Source organism: Streptomyces sp. NRRL S-455, from assembly GCF_000717875.1.
In the GTDB taxonomy this organism is placed as follows: domain Bacteria; phylum Actinomycetota; class Actinomycetes; order Streptomycetales; family Streptomycetaceae; genus Streptomyces.
Genome location: NZ_JOCT01000026.1, coordinates 48,292 through 72,230, shown reverse-complemented (window position 1 = coordinate 72,230; position 23,939 = coordinate 48,292). Strand labels below are relative to the sequence as shown.

Annotated in this window: 22 protein-coding genes; 11 read left to right on the top strand and 11 right to left on the bottom strand. The window is 71.4% G+C overall.

Features of this window, described 5'->3' with window-relative positions; all coding sequences use genetic code 11:
• The first annotated feature begins 208 nt into the window (after positions 1-208).
• Together IE97_RS0130070 and IE97_RS0130065 are read left to right on the top strand one after the other, a co-directional pair.
• Positions 209-2,296, top strand: a complete 2,088-nt coding sequence (locus IE97_RS0130070; protein ID WP_030247366.1) for a SpoIIE family protein phosphatase — start codon at positions 209-211, stop codon at positions 2,294-2,296.
• 22 nt (positions 2,297-2,318) lie between these two features.
• Positions 2,319-3,182, top strand: coding sequence for an Fpg/Nei family DNA glycosylase (locus IE97_RS0130065; protein ID WP_030247365.1), 864 nt, complete (start codon positions 2,319-2,321; stop codon positions 3,180-3,182).
• Here the strand turns inward: IE97_RS0130065 and IE97_RS39430 are convergent, their stop codons facing one another.
• The 5 genes from IE97_RS39430 to IE97_RS0130040 all read right to left on the bottom strand — a co-directional run bounded on the left by IE97_RS39430 (position 3,183) and on the right by IE97_RS0130040 (position 7,659).
• Positions 3,183-5,126: a caspase family protein gene (locus tag IE97_RS39430; protein ID WP_051705173.1), complete on the bottom strand. Its 1,944-nt coding sequence runs from the start codon at positions 5,124-5,126 to the stop codon at positions 3,183-3,185.
• Positions 5,123-5,515 carry a hypothetical protein gene (locus IE97_RS0130055; RefSeq protein WP_199807021.1) on the bottom strand — a complete coding sequence of 131 codons (393 nt, stop codon included), beginning with the start codon at positions 5,513-5,515 and terminating at the stop codon, positions 5,123-5,125. Before IE97_RS0130055 ends, IE97_RS39430 begins: the two co-directional genes overlap by 4 nt.
• A 126-nt stretch (positions 5,516-5,641) precedes the next feature.
• Positions 5,642-6,298, bottom strand: a complete 657-nt coding sequence (locus IE97_RS0130050; protein ID WP_030247356.1) for a zf-HC2 domain-containing protein — start codon at positions 6,296-6,298, stop codon at positions 5,642-5,644.
• Between the two features lie 151 nt (positions 6,299-6,449).
• The gene (locus IE97_RS0130045) at positions 6,450-6,962 is read right to left on the bottom strand and encodes a hypothetical protein (RefSeq protein ID WP_030247354.1); all 513 of its coding nucleotides are present in this window, start codon (positions 6,960-6,962) and stop codon (positions 6,450-6,452) included.
• Between the two features lie 151 nt (positions 6,963-7,113).
• Positions 7,114-7,659, bottom strand: a complete 546-nt coding sequence (locus tag IE97_RS0130040; protein ID WP_030247351.1) for a sigma-70 family RNA polymerase sigma factor — start codon at positions 7,657-7,659, stop codon at positions 7,114-7,116.
• A gap of 222 nt (positions 7,660-7,881) precedes the next feature.
• On the opposite strand from IE97_RS0130040, the gene IE97_RS0130035 reads away from it, so the two are divergent.
• A complete protein-coding gene (locus tag IE97_RS0130035) occupies positions 7,882-9,036 on the top strand; it encodes a CapA family protein (RefSeq protein ID WP_030247349.1) in 1,155 nt (384 codons plus the stop codon).
• Positions 9,037-9,102: 66 nt separating this feature from the next.
• Here the strand turns inward: IE97_RS0130035 and IE97_RS0130030 are convergent, their stop codons facing one another.
• Positions 9,103-9,564 (bottom strand): universal stress protein, encoded by a 462-nt coding sequence (locus IE97_RS0130030; protein WP_030247347.1) that lies wholly within the window; start codon positions 9,562-9,564, stop codon positions 9,103-9,105.
• Positions 9,565-10,005: 441 nt separating this feature from the next.
• On the opposite strand from IE97_RS0130030, the gene IE97_RS0130020 reads away from it, so the two are divergent.
• Positions 10,006-10,839: a polysaccharide deacetylase family protein gene (locus tag IE97_RS0130020; protein WP_030247342.1), complete on the top strand. Its 834-nt coding sequence runs from the start codon at positions 10,006-10,008 to the stop codon at positions 10,837-10,839.
• 91 nt (positions 10,840-10,930) lie between these two features.
• On the opposite strand, the gene IE97_RS0130015 is transcribed toward IE97_RS0130020, so the two are convergent.
• Complete coding sequence (locus IE97_RS0130015; RefSeq protein WP_030247339.1) at positions 10,931-11,596, bottom strand: class F sortase; 666 nt, start codon at positions 11,594-11,596, stop codon at positions 10,931-10,933.
• A 352-nt stretch (positions 11,597-11,948) separates the two neighbouring features.
• On the opposite strand from IE97_RS0130015, the gene IE97_RS0130010 reads away from it, so the two are divergent.
• A complete protein-coding gene (locus IE97_RS0130010) occupies positions 11,949-12,434 on the top strand; it encodes a hypothetical protein (RefSeq protein ID WP_030247338.1) in 486 nt (161 codons plus the stop codon).
• A 112-nt stretch (positions 12,435-12,546) separates the two neighbouring features.
• Here the strand turns inward: IE97_RS0130010 and IE97_RS0130005 are convergent, their stop codons facing one another.
• The 3 genes from IE97_RS0130005 to IE97_RS42265 form a co-directional block, all read right to left on the bottom strand.
• Positions 12,547-13,125, bottom strand: a complete 579-nt coding sequence (locus tag IE97_RS0130005) for a hypothetical protein (RefSeq protein WP_324605819.1) — start codon at positions 13,123-13,125, stop codon at positions 12,547-12,549.
• 167 nt (positions 13,126-13,292) lie between these two features.
• On the bottom strand, positions 13,293-14,057 hold the full coding sequence (locus tag IE97_RS0130000) for a DUF4239 domain-containing protein (protein ID WP_030247333.1): 765 nt from the start codon (positions 14,055-14,057) through the stop codon (positions 13,293-13,295).
• 24 nt (positions 14,058-14,081) lie between these two features.
• Positions 14,082-14,258: a hypothetical protein gene (locus IE97_RS42265; protein ID WP_158708353.1), complete on the bottom strand. Its 177-nt coding sequence runs from the start codon at positions 14,256-14,258 to the stop codon at positions 14,082-14,084.
• 730 nt (positions 14,259-14,988) lie between these two features.
• Between IE97_RS42265 and IE97_RS0129985 the strand changes: the two genes are divergently transcribed.
• The 3 genes from IE97_RS0129985 to IE97_RS0129975 all read left to right on the top strand — a co-directional run bounded on the left by IE97_RS0129985 (position 14,989) and on the right by IE97_RS0129975 (position 19,264).
• Positions 14,989-15,978 carry an SCO0930 family lipoprotein gene (locus tag IE97_RS0129985; protein WP_030247330.1) on the top strand — a complete coding sequence of 330 codons (990 nt, stop codon included), beginning with the start codon at positions 14,989-14,991 and terminating at the stop codon, positions 15,976-15,978.
• A 332-nt stretch (positions 15,979-16,310) separates the two neighbouring features.
• On the top strand, positions 16,311-17,123 hold the full coding sequence (locus IE97_RS0129980; RefSeq protein ID WP_030247328.1) for an SAM-dependent methyltransferase: 813 nt from the start codon (positions 16,311-16,313) through the stop codon (positions 17,121-17,123).
• Positions 17,120-19,264 carry a putative bifunctional diguanylate cyclase/phosphodiesterase gene (locus IE97_RS0129975; protein WP_030247326.1) on the top strand — a complete coding sequence of 715 codons (2,145 nt, stop codon included), beginning with the start codon at positions 17,120-17,122 and terminating at the stop codon, positions 19,262-19,264. The genes IE97_RS0129980 and IE97_RS0129975 overlap by 4 nt, the downstream gene beginning before the upstream one ends.
• A 238-nt stretch (positions 19,265-19,502) precedes the next feature.
• Here the strand turns inward: IE97_RS0129975 and IE97_RS0129970 are convergent, their stop codons facing one another.
• Positions 19,503-20,387: a LysR family transcriptional regulator gene (locus IE97_RS0129970; protein WP_030247323.1), complete on the bottom strand. Its 885-nt coding sequence runs from the start codon at positions 20,385-20,387 to the stop codon at positions 19,503-19,505.
• A gap of 119 nt (positions 20,388-20,506) precedes the next feature.
• Here IE97_RS0129970 and IE97_RS0129965 point away from each other — a divergent pair, with 119 nt between their 5' ends.
• The 3 genes from IE97_RS0129965 to IE97_RS0129955 are packed head-to-tail and all read left to right on the top strand — an operon-like array spanning position 20,507 to position 23,869.
• The gene (locus IE97_RS0129965; RefSeq protein ID WP_030247321.1) at positions 20,507-21,175 is read left to right on the top strand and encodes a succinate dehydrogenase; all 669 of its coding nucleotides are present in this window, start codon (positions 20,507-20,509) and stop codon (positions 21,173-21,175) included.
• A 1-nt stretch (position 21,176) separates the two neighbouring features.
• A complete protein-coding gene (locus IE97_RS0129960) occupies positions 21,177-23,123 on the top strand; it encodes a fumarate reductase/succinate dehydrogenase flavoprotein subunit (protein ID WP_030247318.1) in 1,947 nt (648 codons plus the stop codon).
• The gene (locus IE97_RS0129955; RefSeq protein WP_030247315.1) at positions 23,120-23,869 is read left to right on the top strand and encodes a succinate dehydrogenase/fumarate reductase iron-sulfur subunit; all 750 of its coding nucleotides are present in this window, start codon (positions 23,120-23,122) and stop codon (positions 23,867-23,869) included. Before IE97_RS0129960 ends, IE97_RS0129955 begins: the two co-directional genes overlap by 4 nt.
• The last annotated feature ends 70 nt before the right edge of the window (positions 23,870-23,939 follow it).

The window sequence follows — 23,939 nt, the reverse complement described above, 5'->3', positions numbered from 1 at the left end:
GCGCTCCTCCCGATGCGGCGCCGGACCTCAGTGTCACGCTCCGTGTACCACCGCTCCGGTCGCGTAAGCCGAGTGAGTGAAGCGGACACGGGCATCCCCAGCGGCACCACGGACGTCTTGACCAACCAGAGGGGCCGCTCCCGCCGAGCGGCCCGTAGACTCGACGGGACCGGTCGAAGAAACGGACGAACCCTGGCAAGGTGGGCCCATGGCTGATCGGGGAGCTAGCGCCCTGTCACCCCCGGACGACTGGCCCGCCCACCCGGACCCCGTCCTCGCGCTCAACCGGATGGGCAGTTTCGACTGGGATCTGGACACCGGCCTGATGCACATGGACGCCCAGGCCCACCACATCCTCGACGTACGCCCCGACGAGTACGACGGACGCCCCGAGACCCTCGCCGAGCGCGTCCCGCCCGACGAGGCCCGGCGCCTGGACACCGCGGTCTCCCAGGCCCTGAAGGACGGCAGCGAGAACTACGGCGCCTACTTCCGGCTCCGCCGCCGTGACGGCACCCTGCGCTGGACCCACACCCAGGGCTACATCCGGCGCGACGACACCGGACGGCCCCGCCGGATCATCGGTATCGTCCGGGACGCCACCCAGGAACTCGTCGAGAGCGACGCCCGCCTCGACCAGACAGCCCAGGACGAGTCCCGCCGGCAGCAGACCAGCGTCGTCGAACTCACCACGGCCGCCCTCGCCCACGCCCGCACCGTCCAGGACGTCATCGACGTCCTCACGGACACCCACGGCGTGACCCACCTGGGCGCCACCAGCCTCGTCGTGGGCCTGGTCGAGGCCGGCCGCATCCGGCTGGTCGCCGAAGGACCCGTGGGCAGCTTCGTGCCCGGCACCCGGGTCACCCGGATCGACGAGCCCTACCCGATGAGCGAGGCGGTACGGACCCTCGGGCCCTGCTTCATCGAGTCGCCGGAGGAGTTCGCCGAGCGCTACCCGGCCCTGTGGCCCCACCTCACCGGTCCGAACATCACGTCGGCCGCCTATCTGCCGCTCATCGTACAGGCACGGCCCATCGGCGCGATGGGCCTGCTCTACAGCGACCGGCGCGGCTTCACCTCCGAGGAGCGCGACATCCTCGTCGCCCTCGGCAGCAGCATCGCGCAGAGCCTGCAGCGGGCCATGTTCTACGAACAGGAGATGGACCTCGCGCAGGGCCTCCAGCAGGCCATGCTGCCCCGCACCATCCCCAGCGTGCCCGGCGCCGACGTCGCCGTCCGCTACCGGGCCGCCACCATCGGCGGCTCCGTCGGCCGGGACATCGGCGGCGACTGGTACGACCTGATCCCGCTGCCCGGCGGCCGGGTCGGCGCCGTCATCGGCGACGTCCAGGGCCACGACACGCACGCGGCCGCCGTCATGGGCCAGCTGCGCATCGTGCTGCGCGCCTACGCCGCCGAGGGACACCCCCCGGCCACCGTCATGGCCCGCGCCTCCGTGTTCCTGCACGAACTCGACACCGACCGCTCCGCCACCTGTCTGTACGCGCAGGCCGACCTGACCACCGGCGTGCTCCAGGTGGTCCGGGCCGGGCACATCGACCCGCTCGTGCGCCACACCGACGGCTCCTGCCGCCGCGTCACCGTCCCGGGCGGGCTGCCGCTCGGCCTGTCCGCCGAGTTCGGCCGCCTCGACTACCCGGTGGGCACCATCGAGCTCGACCCCGGCGACACCCTGCTGCTGTGCACCGACGGACTGGTGGAGCAGCCCGGCGCCGACCTCGACGACGGCATGCGCACGCTCACCGCGCTCGTCGCCACCGGCCCCGACGACGTACGGGACCTCGCCGACCGGCTCATCGACGTGGCCGCCGAGCGCGGCGGTGACGACGACGTGGCGCTGCTCCTGCTGCGCCGGGCCGCCCCGGACGGCCCGCACCCCGGCCGCCGGCTCCAGTGGCTCGTGGCCCCCGGCGACCCGGCCGCCCTGGCCGAGGCCCGGCACATGATCCGCATGACGGTCGGCGCCTGGGGCGCCCGGGACCGTGCCGACGAGATCGAACTGGTCGCCGACGAGCTGATCACCAACGCCCTGATGCACACCGAGGGCTCCGCGATCGTCACCCTGCGGGCACTCACCGGCTCCGAGCGCCGGCTGCGCGTCGAGGTCGAGGACACTTCCAGCGCCCTGCCGCGCCGCCGCGAGGCGGGCGAGTCGGGCGTCTCCGGGCGGGGACTGCTCCTGGTCGAGCTGCTCACCGACGTATGGGGCGTGGAGGCCCGGGGCGGCGGCAAGGCCGTGTGGTGCGAGTTCGTGGTGCCCGGCCGCCCGTGACAGCGCGTGGCACTCTGGACCTATGCCGGAACTCCCCGAGGTCGAGGCGCTCAAGGACTTCCTGACCGAGCACCTCGTCGGCCACGAGATCGTACGGGTGCTTCCCGTCGCGATCAGCGTCCTGAAGACGTTCGACCCGCCCCTGTCCGCCGTCGAGGGGCACGAGGTCGCCGCCGTACGCCGGTACGGCAAGTTCCTCGACATCGCCACCGCGGACGGCCCGCACCTCGTGACCCACCTGGCCCGCGCGGGCTGGCTGCAGTGGAAGGACCGCCTCCCGGACGGCCCGCCCCGCCCCGGCAAGGGCCCCCTCGCGCTGCGCGTGGCCCTGGAGACCGGCGCCGGCTTCGACCTGACCGAGGCAGGAACCCAGAAGCGGCTCGCGGTGTACGTCGTGGGGGACCCCCAGGAGGTCCCGGGCGTCGCCCGGCTCGGCCCGGACCCGCTGGCCGACGACTTCGGCGAGCGGCGTCTCGCGGAGCTCCTGGCCGGTGAACGGCGGCAGCTCAAGGGCGCGTTGCGCGACCAGAGCCTGATCGCGGGCGTGGGCAACGCCTACAGCGACGAGATCCTGCACGCGGCGAAGATGTCGCCGTTCAAACTCGCCGCGTCCCTGAGCGACGAGGAGACGGCACGGCTGTACGCGGCCCTGCGCGACACCCTCACCGAGGCGGTCGAACGCTCACGGGGCGTGGCGGCCGGCCGGCTCAAGGCCGAGAAGAAGAGCGGCCTGCGGGTGCACGGCCGCACCGGTGAACCCTGCCCGGTGTGCGGGGACACCATCCGCGAAGTGTCCTTCAGCGACTCCTCGCTCCAGTACTGCCCGACCTGCCAGACGGGCGGCAAGCCGCTGGCGGACCGCAGGATGTCCCGGCTGCTGAAGTAGTCACCAGTGTGCGCTGCCCACCAGGTAGGCGATGCCCATGAGGACGGCCAGAACCAGCACCGGGATCGCCACGCCCTTCGCGACCGAGGTCAGGGTCCGCGTGCCGCTCGCCGCCCGCGGGGAGTAGCGTTCCCGCCGTCTTCCCAGGTCGTGCCGGGCGAAGGCGCCGACGACCAGCGCCAGCGCGGCGGTGATCAGGGACACGGTGAGCGGCGCGAGCGCTCCCTGTTCGCGGATCTTGTCCTCGATGCTGCCGCCCACCCCTTGGTCGGACCGTTCCGCGATGGCCACCGCTGCCGCCCGGACGGCCATGACGAGCGTGACGACCGCGCCCACGGCGAGGGCGAGGGCGGCGCCGGCGAGGGCGGGTGCGAGGCGGGGGCGGTTCGCGTCCCGGGGCGGTGCCGTGCTCGTCCTCGGCGGTGGCGAGGCCGGGGGTTCGGGCTCACGGCTCGGCGGCGCCGCGGTCGGCGGCTTACGCGCGGGAGAAGGGGAAGACGGAGGCTCGTGCGCGAGATGCCGGGCGGGCGGAGGCTTGTGCGAGTGAGGCGGGGACGGTGGGGACGGCGGGGACTCGATGATCGCTGTTTCCCGGTCGTGCACACCCTGCCCGGGCTCACGCTGTCGTGGCGTGGTACCGGGCGGGGTCTCGGAGGCGGGACCCGTGGGAGGAGCGGGCTCGTGCGCCGGGCCCACCACCGCCTCGACGTGGATCACCGCCTCGTCGGCCACGCCCTTCAGCGCGATGTCTCCGGAGAGATGTCCCTCGGCGGCCGTGTCGACGCGGACCTTGAGACCGTCCGCGGTCGGGTCGACGCGCAGCCACGGCTCCGTGGGCTGGGCCACGCAGTGCCCGGCCAGTGGCGGGCCGTTCATGGTCACGGTCTGCTCCTGACAGGGGGAGCCCTTCGGCACCAGACCGAAGTCGAGGCGGTCCGGGGACGGCGCCAGCCGGATCTCGCGCAGGGCGCGGTGGGCCAGAGCGGCGATCTGACGGATGTCGTTGCCCGCGACCTCCACCAGGGCCTGGCGCGCTCCCTCCGCCACGGGCAGACTCTCGTCCCGCAACCGGTTCTCCAGCTCCAGGACGGCACCCTGCCGGGTGAGGACGTTGTCGCTGTCGAGGGCGGCCCGCAACGACGCCGGTGTGGGCACTGCGGCGATCTTGATGCGGCCGCGCCGGCTGTGTGCCAGGCGGAGATCGCCCCGCATCTCCACCGTCTTCTTCGGCGTCTGGTTGGGGTTCTGCTCCCGTACCTGCTCGTAGACGTACTCGTACAGGTCGTCGAAGGAGACCTCGCCGTCGGCGTCGAGGTCGGCCTCGCCGGTGCTCAGGCCTCGGACCACCGCGTGCGTGAACACCGAGGGCCGTGGAGCGGAATTCCCGGCGAGCTCCTCGCCCTCGAAGGCGTACTCCATGGAGTCGGACGCCGTGATGACGGCCCAGCCCCGCCCGCTGACCGGCCTCTCGGTCGTGAAGGACTCGAGGACGTTCACATCCCCCGCGGCGCGCACGGAGGTCGAGCCCCGGGAGAAGGCGCCGCCGTAGCAGCAGTCCAGGAACAGGACGGTACGGCCGGCCTTCGTGCGGGACATGCACCCGCGGACGAACTGGGCGGGAACCGCCGTGGCGTCCAGCAGCCGGGGCTCGGTGTCACTGGCGGCGAAGTAGAGCTCGCCCGACTCGCTCTTGAGACCGTGGCAGGAGAAGTGCAGCAGGAGGGTGTCGTCGCGACGGCGGTCGTTGAAGAAGCGCTGGATGTGCCTGCGCATGGTGTCGGCCGACGCGTTGCTCACCACCTCCACCTCGAAGTCGCCGATCTGCGCGTCGTGCAGCACCCCGGCGAGCGCCGTGGCGTCCTGGGCGGGCGCCTTGAGCTTCCTGAGCCCCTGGTCGGCGTAGCGGTCATTGGCGATGATCAGTGCGTGTCTGGAGTCGGTCATGGCGGGGCTCCGGCCGTGGAATGGCGTTGGACGAAGGCTCTGAACGCCTCCTCGACCTGCTCGTCGGTCGCCTTGGAGACCTCCAGGACGTCGCCGTCCATCTCCAGGTGCAGCGAGGGGCGGGCGTCACGGCACCGGCCCAGCCATGACCGGACCGCGGTCACCACCTGGTTCAGGGCGGTCGCCGAGCTGCCCAGGGCCACCAGCAGCGCGCCGATCTGCGTCACGTCCACGGCTCGCGCACCGGGGGGAACCTCCCCGGCGGGAACCGCGCTGACGTCGTCCACCTCGATGTCGAGAAGTTCATCACGCAAATAGCCGGTCAGTTCCGCCACGCGTTCGGCGTCCGCTTCCTCCTCGGAGAGGAGGATCATCAAGTGTCCGTCCACCGGCTCAGCCCCTTCGCTCGTGGTCTCAGGGGCGGCGTGAAGCGGACCGTCAGCGGACCAACAGACGCTCCACGTCGGTGTTTTCAGTCTCCGTCCAAGACTGTGCGCTGGCAAATCAGCGCGGGGCTAGCGCGACGGCTCCAGCCTCACCAGGCTCTCGCCGGTCGCCGTGCGGATCTCGTAGCGGACGATCTCGTCGGGGTGCTTGGAGGAACTGGCCATCATCGTGTGGGGCTGGGCGTCGTGCCCCGGCCCTTGCCAGCTCGTGGCGGTCTCCTCGGTGCCGTCGCTACCGACGATGACCAGATGGCAGGCGCGGGGGCCGGCGGAATCCTTCACCTTCAGCTCGACCCGGCTGCCCGAGGCCTCGTCCTCCGTCGTGACCTGCGCCCACACCCCGGTCCGCGCGTCGGTCGCCGCGATCTGCAGGGTCTGCTCACCGCTGCCCTCGGCCATCATCGCGATCCCGGGCACCGACACCGCGAGCACCACCGACGCCGCCATGGCGAACACCAGCCGCCTGCGTCCGGCCCGGCGCCGGGCCGTCACCTCGGTCAGCAGCCGGTCCAGCATCCGCTGCCCGGGCTGTGCCATCGGGTGCACGAACCGTGGTGTCGCCCGCCGGTACAGCATCAACTGCCGTGTCGTGGCGCCGAATTCCGTCACCTCTGCAGCGCACCGAGGGCACTCCATGAGGTGGTCCTCGAAGCGGAAGGCCTCCGCCTCGTCCAGCACGCCGAGCGCGTAGGCGCCGACGTCGCGATGCCTTTCCAGGGACCTCATGCCGAATCCTCGTGCCGTTGGGTGCGGGTGGGGTTACTCCTTGCTCCCACCGGTACGGACCAGGCAGCCGAATCACTCAAGCCGGTGACACAATCGCAACCAAAGGATTCGGAGCGCTCCGGCCCGCGGATTGGTCCCGGGGCGCAGAAATCTAAAAAAGATGGATCGCGAGGTGTCCCAGCGGCAGTCCGAGCTGCCAGGCGGGCGTCCAGACCTTCGGCCCCTCGTCCTCGCCCGCCACCGGAGCACCGCCCGGCACCGCGTTCAGATCGGGCGCGAGCAGCTCCGTCTCCTGGAGCCAGCGCCACGCCTCCTCCGCCAGACCGAGGTCCGGCGCCGGCCGGCCGGACCCGGCGGCCTCGGCGGCGAGCTCGGCCAGCCGGTCGCGCACCCACTCGTGCCACGGCTGGTCGTACGCGGTCAGCGACAGCCAGGTCTCCAGCTGGGTGACCACCCGGATGCCGGACAGCTCCCCGTCCGTGTCGGAGAGGAAGATGGTCAGCGCCAGGGCATCCCGCCCGGCACGGAACTCGAAGGACGTCGGCGGCATCAGATCGCCGGTCCGCAGCAGTTCGTCGGCGATGTACTCGGCGTACAACCACGCCATGGGAACGGTCAGTTCACCGTCGCCGCCGTCCGTGCCCTCGTGACCTCTGTGCAGCATCCCTTCCTGCCTTCCTCCGGTACGTGCGCGTCGCCCGACACCGGGCCCCGGGGCGCTGACGGCCCCATCCGGAACACGGATGAGAACAGCCGATTACTCAACCGGGGTCCTCGGCAAGGCGCTTTACGGAGGCTTGACCCGCCCATTGGTTTCACCGCAGGTCGGCGGCGTAACCCGGTAGCACCCGGCGCAGGGCGCGCAGCGCGTAGTACGCGCGGGACTTCACGGTACCGGGCGGAATCCCGAGGGCTGCCGCGGCTTCCGCCACACTCGCCCCCTGGAAATACACGAGCACCAGGACTTCACGGTGCTCCGGAGTGAGAGTCTTCACAGCCTGGCGGACGTCGAGCATCGCGGCGGCCCGCTCGGCGTGGTCGGACATGACCCGCGCGTTCTCCAGGACGGCGTCGCCGACCTCGGGTGGACGGGCCTGCCGGGCGCGCCGGGCGTCGATCGCGAGCCGCCGTCCGACCGTCATCAGCCAGGGCCGCACCGACTCGAAGCCGTCGGCGCGCAGGGCCTCGGGGTGCTGCCAGGCGCGCACGAGCGTCTCCTGGACCAGGTCCTCCGCGCGCTGCCGGTCGCCGTCGCAGAGCCGGAGCAGGAGCGCGAAGAGGGGCCGGCCGTGCTCCCGCTGCAGTGCGGCGAGCTCGTGCTCGGCGGTCGTCTCGTTGGTGAGAGTGGATCCGGCCGTCATGGCCGTATGCCACCGCAGGGCGCGATGCGGGGACAGGCCACGTACCGGGCTGTGCGACGGACGGTCGATCGCGTCGACGAACGGTTCGACGAACGGTCAGGGCGCCCGGCCATGTGGGTGCCGGACGGACTCATGAGCGTGTCGGAGCCGCATGGGGCGGCGCGGGCCTTCTTTCCTGTTCATGCGTAAATACGACCACAACGCCCACCGTGGGGTGAATGGATGATTGCACGCAGTCGACAGGTGGCCCTGGCCCTGACCGTCCTCCTCACCGCGGGTGCCGCCTGCCAGGCCCGCAGCCACGAACCGCCGGGCCCCGGACGCGAGGCACCGCCCGCGGCCGGACCACGCGGCTTCACACTGGTCGCCTCCGGCGACGTCCTTCCGCACAGCTCGATCACCGACCGGGCCCGCTTCGACGCCGGCGGCACCGGCTACGACTTCCGGCCGATGCTCGCCGGGATCCGCTCCGTCGTCTCCCGCGCCGACGTGGCCCTGTGCCACATGGAGACCGTCTACGGCGCGGACGGCGTCTACACCGGCTACCCCACCTTCAAGTCCCCGCCCGAGGTGGCCGACGCCCTCGCCGCCACCGGCTACGACGGCTGCTCCACCGCCTCCAACCACACCCTCGACGACGGCACCGACGGCATCCGCCGCACCCTGGACGCCCTCGACCGCACGGGCGTACGGCACGCCGGCTCGGCCCGCACGGCGGAGGAGGCGAACGCGGTCACGATGCTCCAGGCGGGCCCGGCCGAGGTCGCGCACCTCGCCTACACCTACGACACCAACGGCTTCCCGCTCCCGGACGGGCAGCCCTGGGCCGTCAATCTCATCGACGAGGCCACGGTCCTCGCGGACGCCAGGGCCGCGCGCCGGGCGGGGGCCGACGTGGTCGTCGTCTCCCTGCACTGGGGCACCGAATGGCAGGACGCGCCCGACGAGCGCCAGCTGACCCTGGCCCGGAGCCTCACCGCCGCCCGCACCGGTGGGCGCCCCGACATCGACCTGATCCTCGGCACCCACGCACACGTCCCGCAGGCCTACGAGAAGGTCAACGGCACGTGGGTGATCTACGGCATGGGCGATCAGATCGCCGGCGAGATGACCAACCACGCGGGCGCCAAGGACCCGCGCGGCAACCAGTCCACCCTCGGCCGATTCACCTTCGCCCCGCCCGCACGGCCGGGCGGCCGCTGGGAGGTCACGAAAGCCGAGTTCGTCCCCCAGCTGTTCGACGTCGACGCCGGCCGGGTCGTGAACCTCAACCGGGCGATCGCCCAGGGCGCCGAGGTCCGGGCCGTCCGGGACCGCATCCGCGACATCGTGCTCAGCCGGGGCGCGGCCGGGGACGGCCTGGTGATGGGGGAGTAGACCGGGGCCGCCGCCCGCTCAGCGCCTCGCCGGCCCCGAGCACCGGTGCCAGGGACCCAGGTCCTCTCAGGGCACCACCGTCACCGGCCACCGCCCCGCCTTCACCAGGCGCACCGCCACCGACCCGACGATCCGGTGGCCCGCCTGCTCCGACGCGCCCACCACCACCGCGTCCGCCTTCAGTTCGTCGGCCGCCCTCACCAGGCCGTTGTACGGGTCGCCGCGGAACGTGTGGAACTCCCAGCGGACTTCGAAGATCCCCCTGAGCCGCTGCGCCGCGTCCCGGATCTGCGCCACCAGGTCCTCGGCGATCTCGTCGGTCGTCCCGGCCACCGGCGCCCCGAGCGCTGCGCCCGCCGCCAGGACCGGCTGCACGTACACCACGGCGAGCAGCGCGTGCTGCCGCCGCGCCAGACCAGCGGCGTAGGCCGCCGCCCGCAGGGAGGAGTCGGAGCCGTCCACCCCGACCACGATCACCTTGGGGCCGTCCGTGCCCCGCTCGAACTGATGGGCGTGCTGTTCCGTCACGCCGCGAGGCTATCGGAAGGCACGGGTCCGCCTGTGGGGCGGGAGGCTCGACGCCTGCCTGGACCTGACGCGCCGTAACCGGACGGCCCCGACGAGCGTGATGGAGCTCATGGCCGCCGAGCTGTGCCACGCCGCACCTCGGCCCGGCGTACGCAAAGCATGGTCAAGTCATGGGGAATCGGGCACCCGAAGGGCGGACAGCGGCCCCGCCACCTCGGAGGGGTCGCCGTCGCTGGCGGCGCTCGGCCTCGCCGGAGGGGACGGGACCGAGCCCGCCGGCCCCCTCGTCGCTGACGCCGTCGAGTACGCCTGACCCGACACCCTGCCGTTCCCCCTGGTGCGCCGCCCCTGACCCGTTCGCGTGGGCCGTGCGGGTGAAAACGTGCCGCCGCACCGGTGTCGCTCAGGTGCGTCGGCCCTCCACCGGGCGACTGATGAGTCATGAAGAAGGATCAGTTGCTCACCCGGCGCCGGGTTTTGATCGCCGGCACCGGCGCCGTGGGAGCGGCCGCCACGGCCGGTGTGCTCACGTTGGCCACCGGAGACGGCCCCGCCGGGTCCGTCACGACCGCGGGCCCGCAGGCCCGCCGCCCGCTCAACTCCTCCGCGTACCGGCTTCAGCCCCTGACCGGGTACGGCCCCCCGCACGCCGCGCCCCGCCGGACCCTGGTCCGCCGCGAACCGCTGCTGCGCGTCTCCGGACGCGGCCGCACCATGGTGCTGACCTTCGACGACGGCCCCGACCCGCGCTACACCCCGGCCGTCCTGGACACCCTGGCCAGGTACGACGTGCGCGCGATGTTCTTCGTGTGCGGCGGGATGGCCGCCGACAACAGGAACCTGCTGGCCCGGATGGCCGACGAGGGCCATGTCGTCGGGAACCACACCTGGTCCCACCCGCTGCTCACCCGCCTCACCCGCCGGCAGATCCGCTCCGAGATGGCCCGCACCTGCGACGTCATCGAGGACGCCTACGGCGAGCGCCCCGAGTGGTTCCGCGCCCCCTACGGCGCCTGGAACCGCGCCACGTTCCAGATCGGTGCCGAACTCGGCATGGAACCGCTCGCCTGGACGGTCGACACCCTTGACTGGACCAGCCCCGGCGCCCGGTCCATCGTCGAACGGGTGGAGAACGGCGCCGCCCCCGGCGTCGTGGTGCTCTCGCACGACGCCGGGGGCGACCGCTCGCAGAGTGTGCGCGCCCTGCGGCGCTATCTGCCCGAACTGCTGGACGCCGGCTACCACGTCACGGTGCCCCGGCGGCACTACGCGTGAAGGTCCTTTCCCTGTGCCCGCCCGGGCACAGGGAAAGGACCTGCCAGCGCACCCCTGAACGACGGGCCTTCGCCCGCCCGGCCGGTGACGCTCAGCGCACCTCGACCATGCGCGCGAAGGTCACGACGTTGCCCGCGTAGCCGGTCTGCTCGGAGAATCCGCCACCACAGGTGATGACCCGCAGTTCCGCCGCGCCCTTGGACCCGTAGACACGGTCCCCGGGAAAGTTGTCCTTCTCGAACACCTCGACGCCGTAGACCTCGAAGACGACGGTCTTTCCGTCCTGTCGGTCGACCTCGACGCGGCTGCCCTTCTTCAGGGCGCCGAGCGCGTAGAACACGGCGGGACCCAGCTGGTTGTCGACATGGCCGACGACGACCGCGGTGCCCTTCTCGCCCGGGGTGACGGCACCGGTGAACCAGCCCGCAAGGTTGGGGTCCTCCGGCGGTGGTGCGCCGACCCAGCCGTCCCCGTCCAGGCCCACGGGAATGATCGGAGCGTCGACCTGGATCGCCGGGATCCTGATCCGGGCCGGGGGCGCGTAGGCCACGGGCCGGACGGCCCCGGCGAAGTCGCCGCCGGGTACGCGGCTGTCCGCCGCGGCCGCCGACGCCGGCTGCGGCGGGCCCTGGTCGAACTCTCCCGAACCATTCCGGATGAGCGCGAGGCCGGTCAGCAGAACAAGCGCTATCACTCCCCACGGGACGCGCTTCTTCCGCCGCGCCTCCTCCGCCTCGGCCAGCTCGGACGCAGACATTCGCCATCCCCTCTCGACGCGGCCGTCGCCGTGCCATTCGCGCATACCAGAACGCTAAGTCCCGCGCGCGGCGGCGGCGACGGGACAGGGGCGAACGGGTGGCCCCCTCGATGTCCGGCGTCCGGTGGCGAGACGAGGTGCGCCATCCGAGTCGCCGCCGTAAGGGAAATTCTGACGGTGCGTGACCTGCGGCGATATCCGATTGCGCGGGTTCCGCGCCGCGTGCTTGATCACCAGGACGGACCAGCCCCGAAATGCGGCCCGGCCAAAGGCGACTGACTGTCTTTCTGGGAGGCGCTTTCTCGCCGATCGACCGGGGACGGGACCCGGGGCGTCTTCCGCGGAGGTTCACATGCCTGACACTCGTGCCCTGGTGGTCGCCGGCGCCGCGGTCGCCGCCCTCGGCCTCTCCGCCCCCGCGGCCGTCGCGTGGGAGTCACCCAGCAACATCGTCGCCCTGCCCAACGTGATCGCCCGCGGCGGCCAGCTGACCATCACGGTCGACGGCTGCCGCAACGGCGGCACGGCTACGTCCAACGCCTTCTCACCGACGAGGCTCACGCCCATCCGTGGCGCCAACGAGACGGCGCGGGGCACCGCCACCATCAACAGCAACGCCCGCCCGGGGCCTTACGACATCATGGTCGTCTGTGACGGCAGGAGGCTGACCAAGCCGCATGCCTTCACCGTCATCGGCGGGGTCCGCGGTGGCATCGGCGGCGGCAGCACCACCGGCGCGACCCCGACCGACATCGCCATCGGCGGCGGTCTCGTGACGGCCGCGGCCATCGGCGGCGGGGTGTTCTGGATGCGCCGCCGCGCCGAGCGGCGCATCTGACCCCGCGGTCCTCCTCGCTCCGCGCGCTCGGCCGCCCTGCACGTGAACGGCCTTCGCCCCGGATCCCTTGACGGATCCGGGGCGAAGGCCGTTCAGCGGCACGGGGTGACGGTCAGGTGACGTCCTCGTCCGTACGGCGGCGTGCCCACCGGTACGCCGTGCCGAGCGAACCGGCGACGAGCACGGCGCCCAGTCCGGTCTCCGTGACGCCGAAGCCGTCGAGGGCGCCGCCCTCACCCGCCCGGACGCCCTTCGACGGGTGGGGGCCATGGTGCGCCGGGTGACGCGGGTGGTGTGCCGGACGGCCGCCGGCGACGATCAGGCGTACGGTTCCGCGCGACTCCTCGCAGAGGAATTCCACGTCGTACACGGCGCCCGGCTCGGCGTCCCAGTCGGTCTCGGCAGTCGCCCACGACTGCCACGGGGCGATGGTGACCACGTCGAAGACCGGTGAGGAGACCACCGCCTCCCCTTGGCACGCGTTGCGGTTCACCCGCAGCGTGATCCGGTCGCCCGGGGCGACGGTGGAGGGCACGACGCTGAAGCCGAAATCGGCCTCTACCGCCGCGTCGGCGTCCGGCACACAGGAGGTGAGGGCGCCGGCGCCCAGTAGTGCGGCCGAAGCGACCCATATCGCGCGCATCGTGACCTCCGGGTCCCCGAGGAGCAGTCGCGGACCGGTTCCGCTCACGTCACACATGCACCTCGATGCCCGAAACGCTAGGAACAGGTGATCGGCGGCGCGATCGCAGTCGCGCGAACGGGGCACGCGTGTGGGCCACCCGGGGGAGCCACCGTTACCGCGGCCGGGGGACGGCGACGGTGTGTCGCCGGCCGGGCTGCCCGGTGCGGGCGCCGTCAGTCGCCGGCGCCCGGGAAGAGGCTGAGGAACGGGTCCGCCGAAGCGGTCACGCCCCTGCCGTAGGGCGAGTCGAAGTCCCAGATCAGGAACAGCAGGAAGGCGATGAGTGCCGAGAACAGACCGGCGAGGACCAGCTCACGCGTCGTTCTGCGGATCTGGAGGGCGAAGATCATCCCGATGGTGACGACGGCCCCGGCGATCAGCCCGAACCACACCACGCCCGGCATGGTCTGCCCGGTCGACTCCGCCCGGGCGATCCGGGCCTGGCTGGCCATGGTCACCTGGTCGAGGAGCGGCTGGTAGGCCTGGGCCTCGAAGTCCGACTTCGGCTGGTAGTCGGTGACGTCCTGGCGCACGCGCTCGAAGAGCTCGCCGCCGCGCTCGGTGACCTCGCTCTTGTCGGCCATGGTGTCCCACTCGGTGGTGACGACGTGGCTCACGTACGTCTGGATGTCGTCCCGGATGCGGTCGCGTACGTCGGCCGGGTAGACCCGCACCCGCTCCGAGATCTCGTGCAGAGCGGTGGCCTCGGCCTGGACGTGGTCCTGGGCGGCGCTGCGTGCCTCCCAGACTCCGGCGATCGCGAGGCCCAGGACGATGGCGTACACCACGCCGATCCACATCGTCATGTACTCGATGACGTCCGGGGTCTCACTGGGGTCCTCGTCGTCGGCCGCTGTGCGGTGCCGCACGAAGGTGATGACGACCACCACGACACACGCGGCCAGCATCGCGAGGGTGAGAACAAGCCATTCCGGCAAGAGGTGCCTCCAGAGCTTCAGAGATCAGCGCGCGCGCAGCGCGGCGACGGCGACCACCGCGGGCACCGTGACGAGCAGGACGAAGGTGAGCGGCGACATGGTGTTGCCCGTTCGCCGCGGACGCGGCGCGGTGCGGTACGCCGGGTAGTGCACGGGCTTCGCGGCCGGAGGCGGCGCGGACTCGGCCGGCGGCGCCGGCACCGGGACCGGCGCCGGGGGTGGCGGAGGGGGTGGTGGAGGTACCGGTCGGGGGGCCGGCCGCGGCGGGGGTGCCGCCGGGCGTGGATCGGGGGGCGGCGGCTTCGGCCGGGCCGTGGGTGCCGGTTCCGGCGGCGGGGGCGTGGGTGTCGGCGTCGGGGTCGGGTCCGGGGATGGAGTCGGGGTGGGTGTCGGCGTCGGTTTTGGAGGCGGAGGCGGAGGCGTGGGCGTCGGCGTCGGCGTGGGGGTCGGTGTGGGTGGCGGGCACGGCCAGTCGGTCGGCCAGGTCCTGCTCCCGGCGACGGCCACCGCCTCGGTGCCGTCCGGCCCCGTCGAGGCGTAGGCGCAGGCGTCAGCCACCGCCGGTCCGGCCGGCGCGCCGACGAGCGCCCAGGTCAGCGTCGCCACCGCCAAGGCCTTTGCGGCGAGGGCGGATTGAGTGGAGAGGGGTCCATGCACGACGAGATCATGAGCCTTGTTCCGGCGGGGCGCGCCGGAGTGCAAGGGGATTGCCCCGAAAGAGGGATGTCCGGGTGCCGGAGGTTTGGTCAGTGGTCGCCCGCAGGGTCCCCGACGCGCACATGCGTGCGGGAGTGCGCGGCGCTCGTCACAGGTTCCGGAAAGAAATTTGGCGGGTGGTTGAACACAATCACGCCCCCCATGCGTACTCATGACCGTGCGGCGGCGCAGCAGGGCGCTGCAACACCCTTGGGATTATGGGGAGTTGTTGACGATGAAGACCTCCTGGCGGAGCGCTTCGCTCGTGGCGAGCGCCGCGGCGGTGATGGCGCTGACGACGGCGTGCGGCCAGGACAGCCCTCCGGCGGCCAGTCAGAACGTGGGCGCCACGGCCGCGCCCGGCGGGGACTACGGAAACATCGGCGCCGGGGTCGGGAACGCGGCCGGCGGCGCGGGCGCCCAGGCCTCGCCGAGCCCGTCCAGCCCGTCGACGGCGAACCCCGCGGGCAAGCTGTCCGTCTCCACCGCCGAGAAGGTGGGGAAGGTCGTGACCGACAGCCTGGGACTCACCCTGTACCGGTTCGACCAGGACACCGAGCAGCCGCCCAAGTCGAACTGCGACGGCGACTGCGCCAAGACCTGGCCGCCGGTGCCCGCGGACGACGCCGAGGCCGGAGAGGGCATCGACAAGGCGCTGCTCGGCTCGGTCACCCGGGCCGACGGCACCAAGCAGCTGACCGTCGGTGGCTGGCCCGCCTACCGCTACGCCAAGGACGTCAACGCCGGTGACGTCAAGGGCCAGGGCGTGGGCGGCAAGTGGTACGCGCTGGCTCCCGACGGCAAGAAGGCGCAGGGGGGCGGCGCCGGTGCCGAGGCCGGCGGTGAGGCGGCCGGGGAACTGGGCCTGTCCACCCGTAACGACCCCAAGCTCGGCGAGATCGTCGTCGACAAGAACGGCATGACCGTCTACCGGTTCAAGAAGGACGAGGCCTGGCCGAAGCCCGTCTCCAACTGCAGCGGCGAGTGCCTGAAGAAGTGGCCGCTCGTGGAGCCCGTCGACTTCGCCGACACCAAGGGCATCCAGGAGAAGGGCTACATGATCTTCGAGCGGACCGACGGGAAGGGCAAGCAGCAGACGATCAACTGCTCGCCCATCTACACCTTCGCCGGTGACAAGGCTCCCGGTGACACCAACGGCCAGGGCGTCGGCGGCACCTGGTACGCGGTCCGGCCCGACGGAAAGCTGGTCGGCGCGTCGGAGTAACAGAGAAACCTCCCCAGGGTTGATCATCTCGTCCACCGACGACGCCGACCCGGTCCGCCCCTCCGTGCCCCACGGAGGGGCGGACCGTTTGCCGTGCTTCACCTGAACTCATCGATTTCCTGACACTCCTCCCCTTGTGCTCCGGAACTCTCCGGAATGCATCGAACACAGCTCGTCATGTGTTCGAAGGTGATGCGGGCGGGTATCAATTCGGCACGTGCCGCAGGCAGTGACCGGGAACGGATGGTCAATTTCCGTTTCCGGTCGCTCCATTGGCGGGCGATCAGTAGCCTCTGCTCGAACACCGGATCGCCTACGCCTTGGAGAGATAGATGGAGCGTCCCGCCTGGGCTCCACGGAGCATCGACATCTCGGTGCCCAGCGTTTCCCGGATGTACGACCACTACCTGGGTGGATCGCACAACTTCGAGGTCGACCGGAAAGCGGCCCGCAGGGCCATGGAGTTCATGCCGGGACTCCCCAAGATCGCGCAGGCGAACCGGGCGTTCATGCGCCGGGCCGTGCGTTACGCGGTCGACCAGGGCATCTCCCAGTTCCTGGACATCGGCTCCGGCATCCCCACCTTCGGCAACGTGCACGAGGTGGCCCAGGCCGCCCGCCCCGGCGCGCGCGTGGTGTACGTCGACCACGACCCGGTGGCCGTCGCCCACAGCCAGGCGGTCCTGGAGGGCAACGACGACGCGGACGTCCTCGCGGCCGACCTCCGCAAGCCCCAGGACATCCTGGGCAGCACGCAGGTGGAGCGGCTGATCGACCTGAATCGGCCAGTGGCCCTGCTCCTCGTTGCCATACTGCACTTCGTGGAAGACGAGGACGACCCGTACGGCGCGGTGGCCGAGCTGGGCGAGGCACTCGCGCCCGGCAGCCTGCTCGTGCTCACCCATGCCTCCTACGAGGGCATCCCGCTGCCGCCCGAGCGGGCCGGGGGCGCGGTGAACGTGTACGAGGACATACGCAACCCGCTGATCATGCGCTCGCGCGAGGAGATCACGCGGTTCTTCGAGGGGTACGACATGGTGGAACCCGGACTGGTGGCGATGCCGCGCTGGCGGCCCGACACCGCACCGGAGGACGAGGATCCGTACGCGTTCTCCGGTTTCGCGGGCGTGGGGCGTACGGCGTGATCGCGGAACCGGACGGGCCGGAGGACAGACTGCGCCGGTTCGCGACGATCTGGAGCCGGGCGGTCTTCCCGGTGACCTCGACGTCGTCGACCCGGCTGGAGTTCGAGCAGCAACTGCTGCCCCTGGCCCGGCGGTTGAGTGAGGCGCTAGTGGCCCGGACCTTCGACGCCGAAGCGGGCAAGGCCGTCGGCGCCGCCCTCGTGGACGCCCACTGCACCGACCCGGAGGCGCTCAGCCGCACGCTGGACTGCGTGGACGCCTACCTGGTCCTGTACTGCGGCGGCGACGGCGACCAGGAGGGCCTGCGTGCCCGGTGCGCGCGACTGCAGCACGCGATGGCCGCCGGCTTCGCGCGGGCGCTGCGCGAGCGGACGCTGGCCGAGCAGGAGGCCATCGCCCAGGCCGCGCTGAAGGCACAGGGTGTGGTCGCGCAGGCCCTGCACGCGAGCGAGGCCCGCTTCCGCGCCGTTTTCGAGGGCGCGGCCATAGGCATCGGCATGGCCGACCTCGAGGGCAACATCCTCCAGGTCAACGGCGCGCTGCTGCGCATGTTCGGAATGTCCGAGCAGGCCCTGCGAAGCCGCAACGTCAGGGAGTGGACCCACCCCGACGACGCGCCGCAGACCTGGCGGCTCTACGACGAACTCGTACGCGGCGAGCGGGAGCACTACCACCTGGAGAAGGCGTTCTACCGCCCTGACGGAACGGTCCTGTGGACCAACCTGACGGTCTCCCTGCTGCGCGACGCCGACGGCAACCCGCAGTTCCAGCTGGCCCTGATGGAGGACACCACCGAGCGCCGCCTGCTCAACCTGCGGCTGCGCTACGAGGCCACGCACGACGCCCTCACCGGCCTGCCCAACCGCACCTTCTTCTTCGAGCGCCTGGAGAAGGCACTCGGCGCCGGAAAGGGCCAGCGGTTCGGGCTGTGCTACCTCGACCTGGACGGCTTCAAGACCATCAACGACAGCCTCGGTCACGCGGCCGGCGACCGGCTGCTGGTGGAGGTCGCCGACCGGCTCCAGTCCTGCGCCACCGTGCCCGGCGAGATGGTCGCCCGGCTCGGCGGCGACGAGTTCGTGGCCCTGACCACGGGGCCCGACACCCAGCGCGAGGTCGACGAGCTCGCCGCGCGCATCATGAACGCGCTGCTCGCCCCGGTCAGTGTCGACGGCCGGGAGCTGACCGTGCGCGGCAGCATCGGCATCGTCGAGGGCCCGGCCGGGGAGCGCAGCCCGGCGGAGGTGCTGCGCAGCGCCGACATCACGATGTACCGGGCCAAGTCGGCCGGCGGCAACCGCTTCGAACTCGCGGACCCGGAGGCGGACGCCCGCGCCATCACCCGGCATGGACTCACCACCGCGCTGCCGACGGCCCTGGAGCGGGGCGAGTTCTTCATCGAGTACCAGCCGCTGGTGCACCTCGGCGACGGCAGTGTGCGAGGCGCCGAGGCCCTGGTGCGCTGGCTGCACCCGCAGCACGGCGTCCTCGGCCCGGACCGGTTCATCCCGCTCGCCGAGCACACGGGCCTGATCGTGCCCCTGGGCCGCTGGGTGCTGGAACAGTCGGTACGCCAGGCCCGCGAGTGGCGGGAACTGCAGGGCGGTGCGGAGGCCGCGGGCCCCCTGCGGATCAACGTGAACCTCTCGCCCTGTCAGCTGACCCACCCGGGTCTGGTCCAGGACACCGTCGACATCCTGGAACGCACGGGCATCGAACCGGACGCGCTCTGCCTCGAGGTCACGGAGTCGGCCCTGATCGGCGCGGACGACGATCTGCTGAAGCCGCTGCGCCGGCTGGCGGAGATGGGCGTCGACATCGCCCTGGACGACTTCGGCACGGGCTACTCCAACCTCGCCAACCTCCGCCGGCTCCCCGTCAGCATCCTGAAGCTGGACCGCTCCTTCACCCAGAGCATGCAGCAGTTCCCGGTGGATCCGGTCGATCTGAAGATCGTCGAGGGAATCGTCTCCCTGGCCCACACGCTGGATCTCGCGGTGACGGTGGAGGGCGTGGAGACCGGGGCCCAGGCGGAACAACTCCGCATACTGGGCTGCGACACCGCCCAGGGCTGGTACTACGCCCGCCCGGGCCCGCCGGAGAGACTGCACGAACTGGCCCTGGCGGACGCGACGGGATGAGGGACGGGCCCGGGGAACCGTGAACGGGCCGGCCCCGGCCCGGCGGCGGGGCCCCGGTGCGACGAGCCGGCTGACGTCCACCGGCTCGCCTCCGGCAGGCCCGGCGGGGGCGCGGCTTCAGCCCGAGAAGCGTGCCGGGTACGCAGTGTTCCGGGAGTGGTCTTCGGTAACCTGAAAGTCCCCCTGCGGGCCCCTGATTGCCGCCAAGAGGGTACTGACCCCGGACGCCGGCCGCCGCTCACCGTTCCAGCAGCATGCGCTGGAGTTCTCTGGCCGCCCGGGGCGGCGCCACGTCGCTGCGGTGGGCCAGGGCGATCGTGCGATGCAGACCGGGCCGGGCCAGCGGGGTGACGCGCAGGCCGCTGCCCGATCTCGCCGCCACCATGCGCGGCACGACGGCCACCCCCAGCCCGGCCCGCACGAACCCCAGCACCGCGTCCATCTCCCCGCCCTCCACCGCGAAGTCCGGCTCGAACCCCTCCGTGCGGCACGCCGCCACGGTCAGCTCGCGCAGGTCGTAGCCGTGCCGGAACATCACCAGACGCTCGCCCTCCAGGTCGGCGATGCGTACGGTGCGCCGGCCCCGGCCGGGTCTCGGCGCGTCCGGTGAGGAGACCACGACCAGGTCCTCGCGCAGCAGCTCCACCGTCGTCAGCGCCGGGGACGGCGTCGGCAGGGGCAGTACCACGAGGGCGAGATCCAGCGCGCCGCGTGCCAGCTCCCGCACCAGGTCGTGCGAACCGCCCTCCTCGATCAGCAGCCGGATGCCCGGGTAGCGGTCGTGGAAGGCGCGCAGTACGTCCGGCAGCAGGCCCGTGCACAGGCTGGGCGTGGCACCGAGCCGCACCCGCCCTCGCCGTAGCTGCACCAGCTCCAGCACCTCGTGCCGGGCCGTGTCCGCGTCGGCCAGGATGCGCCGGGCCAGGGGGAGCAGGGCCTCCCCGGCGTCCGTGAGCGAGATGTTGCCCCGGGCCCGCAGGAACAGATCCGCGCCCAGCTCCCGCTCCAGCGCCTTGATCTGCTGCGACAGCGACGGCTGCGCGACATGGACCAGATCGGCGGCCCGGGTGAAGTGCCGGGTCTCGGCGACGGCCACGAAGTACTGGAGTTGCTGGAACTGCATGCTCGTACGATAGCCCCAGGCTATGGAATCAAGCTGGACCATGTCTTGGACCGATCGGCTCCGTGTCCGTAGCGTGCTGTGCCATGGCACTGGCAACGCGGACGGGCCGACGACCGTCCATGGCACGCACCGTGTGGGACTCCACCCTCGGCAAGAAGACCGTGATGGCGGTCAGCGGGCTGATCATGCTGCTGTACCTGGTCGTCCACATGATCGGTAACCTGAAGATCTTCTTCGGGGCCGGCGAGTTCAACCACTACGGCCACTGGCTGCGCACCGTCGGCGAGCCCTTCATGCACTACGAGTGGACGCTCTGGCTGGTCCGGATCGTGCTGGTGGCCGCCGTCGTCGCCCACGCCGTGTCCGCGTACCAGCTCAGCCGCCGCGACATCAGGGCACGGCCCAGCAAGTACGTGCACAAGAGGCCGCGGGCGAGCTACGCGACGCGGACCATGCGGTGGGGCGGGGTCATCCTCGGGCTGTTCATCGTCTGGCACATCCTGGACATCACGACCGGCACCGTGCACCCCGGCTTCCGGCCCGGACATCCCTACCAGAACGTCGTGGACACCTTCTCCACCTGGTACGGCAACGTCATCTACATCGTCGCGATGCTCGCGCTCGGCCTGCACGTACGGCACGGCTTCTGGAGCGCCGCCCAGACCCTCGGCGCCGGCAGCCGCACCCGCGACCGTGCCCTCAAGACCGTCGCCGACGTCCTCGCGCTGCTGCTCACGGCCGGGTTCATCGCCGTACCCGTGGGCGTCATGACCGGAGTGGTGAGCTGACATGACCTACACCGACTACGCGACCGGTGAACCGGTCGTCGACACCAAGGCCCCGAAGGGCCCCGTCCACGAGCGCTGGGACAAGCGCCGCTTCGAGGCCAAGCTGGTCAACCCCGCCAACCGGCGCAAGCACACCGTCATCGTTGTCGGTACCGGCCTGGCCGGCGGCTCCGCCGGAGCCACCCTCGCCGAACAGGGCTACCACGTCGTTCAGTTCTGCTACCAGGACTCCCCGCGCCGCGCCCACTCCATCGCCGCGCAGGGCGGCATCAACGCCGCGAAGAACTACCGCAACGACGGCGACTCCGTCCACCGGCTGTTCTACGACACCGTCAAGGGCGGCGACTTCCGGGCCCGCGAGTCCAACGTCCACCGCCTCGCACAGATCTCCGTCGAGATCATCGACCAGTGCGTGGCACAGGGCGTGCCGTTCGCCCGCGAGTACGGCGGTCTGCTCGACACCCGTTCCTTCGGCGGCGTCCAGGTGTCGCGGACCTTCTACGCCCGTGGCCAGACGGGACAGCAGCTGCTGCTCGGCGCCTACCAGGCCCTCAGCCGGCAGATCGCCGCGGGGAACATCGAGATGCACCCGCGTACGGAGATGCTCGACCTGATCGTCGTCGACGGGCGGGCGCGCGGGATCGTGGCCCGGGACCTCATCACCGGGAAGATCGACACGTACTTCGCGGACGCCGTCGTACTCGCCAGCGGCGGCTACGGCAACGTCTTCTACCTGTCGACGAACGCCATGAACTCCAACGCCACCGCGATCTGGCGGGCGCACCGGCGCGGCGCCTACTTCGCCAACCCCTGCTTCACGCAGATCCACCCCACCTGCATCCCGCGCACCGGGGAGCACCAGTCCAAGCTGACGCTGATGAGCGAGTCGCTGCGCAACGACGGTCGCATCTGGGTGCCGAAGGCCAAGGGCGACGACCGCCCGCCGAACGAGATCCCCGAGGACGAGCGCGACTACTACCTGGAGCGCATCTACCCGTCCTTCGGCAACCTGGTGCCGCGTGACATCGCCTCCCGCGCCGCGAAGAACGTCTGCGACGAGGGGCGGGGCGTCGGGCCCGGCGGGCAGGGCGTCTACCTCGACTTCGCCGACGCCATCAAGCGCATGGCCCGCGAGGCCGTCGAAGCCAAGTACGGCAACCTCTTCGACATGTACCAGCGGATCACCGACGAGGATCCGTACCGGGTACCCATGCGGATCTATCCCGCCGTGCACTACACGATGGGCGGCCTGTGGGTCGACTACGACCTCCAGACCACCATCCCCGGCCTGTTCGCGATCGGCGAGGCCAACTTCTCCGACCACGGGGCCAACCGGCTCGGCGCCTCCGCGCTGATGCAGGGACTGGCCGACGGCTACTTCGTGCTCCCGGCGACCATCAACGACTACCTCGCCCGCACCCCGCACGAGAACCAGGTCGAAGCGGGCCACCCGGTCGTCCAGGAGGTGCTGGCCGAGACCGAGGACCGGCTGAACCTGCTGCTGTCCGTCGACGGCGACCGCACGCCCGACTCCTTCCACCGCGAGGTGGGCGAGCTCATGTGGGAGTTCTGCGGCATGGCCCGCACCGACTCGGGGCTGCGCAAGGCGCTGGAGCGCATCCCGCAGATCCGTGAGGAGTTCTGGCGGCGCATCAAGGTGCCCGGCACCGGCGAGGAGTTCAACCAGTCGCTGGAGAAAGCCAATCGCATCGTCGACTACCTGGAGCTGGCCGAGCTGATGTGCCTCGACGCGCTGCACCGCAGCGAGTCCTGCGGCGGCCACTTCCGCGAGGAGTCCCAGACGCCCGACGGCGAGGCAGAGCGGAAGGACGAGGAGTTCGCGTACGCGGCCGCCTGGGAGTTCAACGGCACCGGCGAGGCTCCGACCCTGCACAAGGAAGACCTGGTCTTCGAGTACGTCCACCCCACCCAGCGGAGCTACGCATGAAGCTCACCCTGCGCGTCTGGCGGCAGAAGAACGCCGACGCCGAAGGCGCCATGTCCACGTACGAGGTGGACCGGATCTCCTCCGACATGTCGTTCCTGGAGATGCTCGACACCCTCAACGAGGAACTCATCCTCAAGGGCGAGGACCCGGTCGCCTTCGACCACGACTGCCGCGAGGGCATCTGCGGAGCGTGCTCGCTCGTGATCAACGGCGATGCGCACGGGCCCGAGCGGACGACCACGTGCCAGCTGCACATGAGGTCGTTCAAGGACGGCGACACGATCGACATCGAGCCGTGGCGGGCGTCCGCGTTCCCGGTGATCAAGGACCTGGTCGTCGACCGCTCGGCGTTCGACCGGATCATCCAGGCCGGCGGGTACATCACCGCGCCGACGGGTGCGGCTCCGGAAGCACATGCCACGCCGGTGCCGAAGCCGGATGCCGACTTCGCCTTCGAACACGCCGAGTGCATCGGATGCGGTGCATGTGTCGCCGCGTGCCCGAACGGGGCGGCGATGCTGTTCACGTCCGCCAAGATCAACCATCTGAACGTGCTGCCGCAGGGGGCGCCCGAGCGCGAGACGCGGGTGCTGGACATGGTGGCGCAGATGGACGAGGAGGGCTTCGGCGGATGCACCCTCACCGGAGAGTGCGCCACGGCCTGCCCCAAGGGCATTCCGCTCATGTCCATCACCGGCATGAACAAGGAGTGGCTGCGGGCCACGCGGAAGGTGAGCAAGCGGTAGGGCCGGGCAGGTAAAGCGTTCGCCGTCTCGTGCGGACGGGCGGGGCCGGTCGGTGCTCACCGGCCCCGTC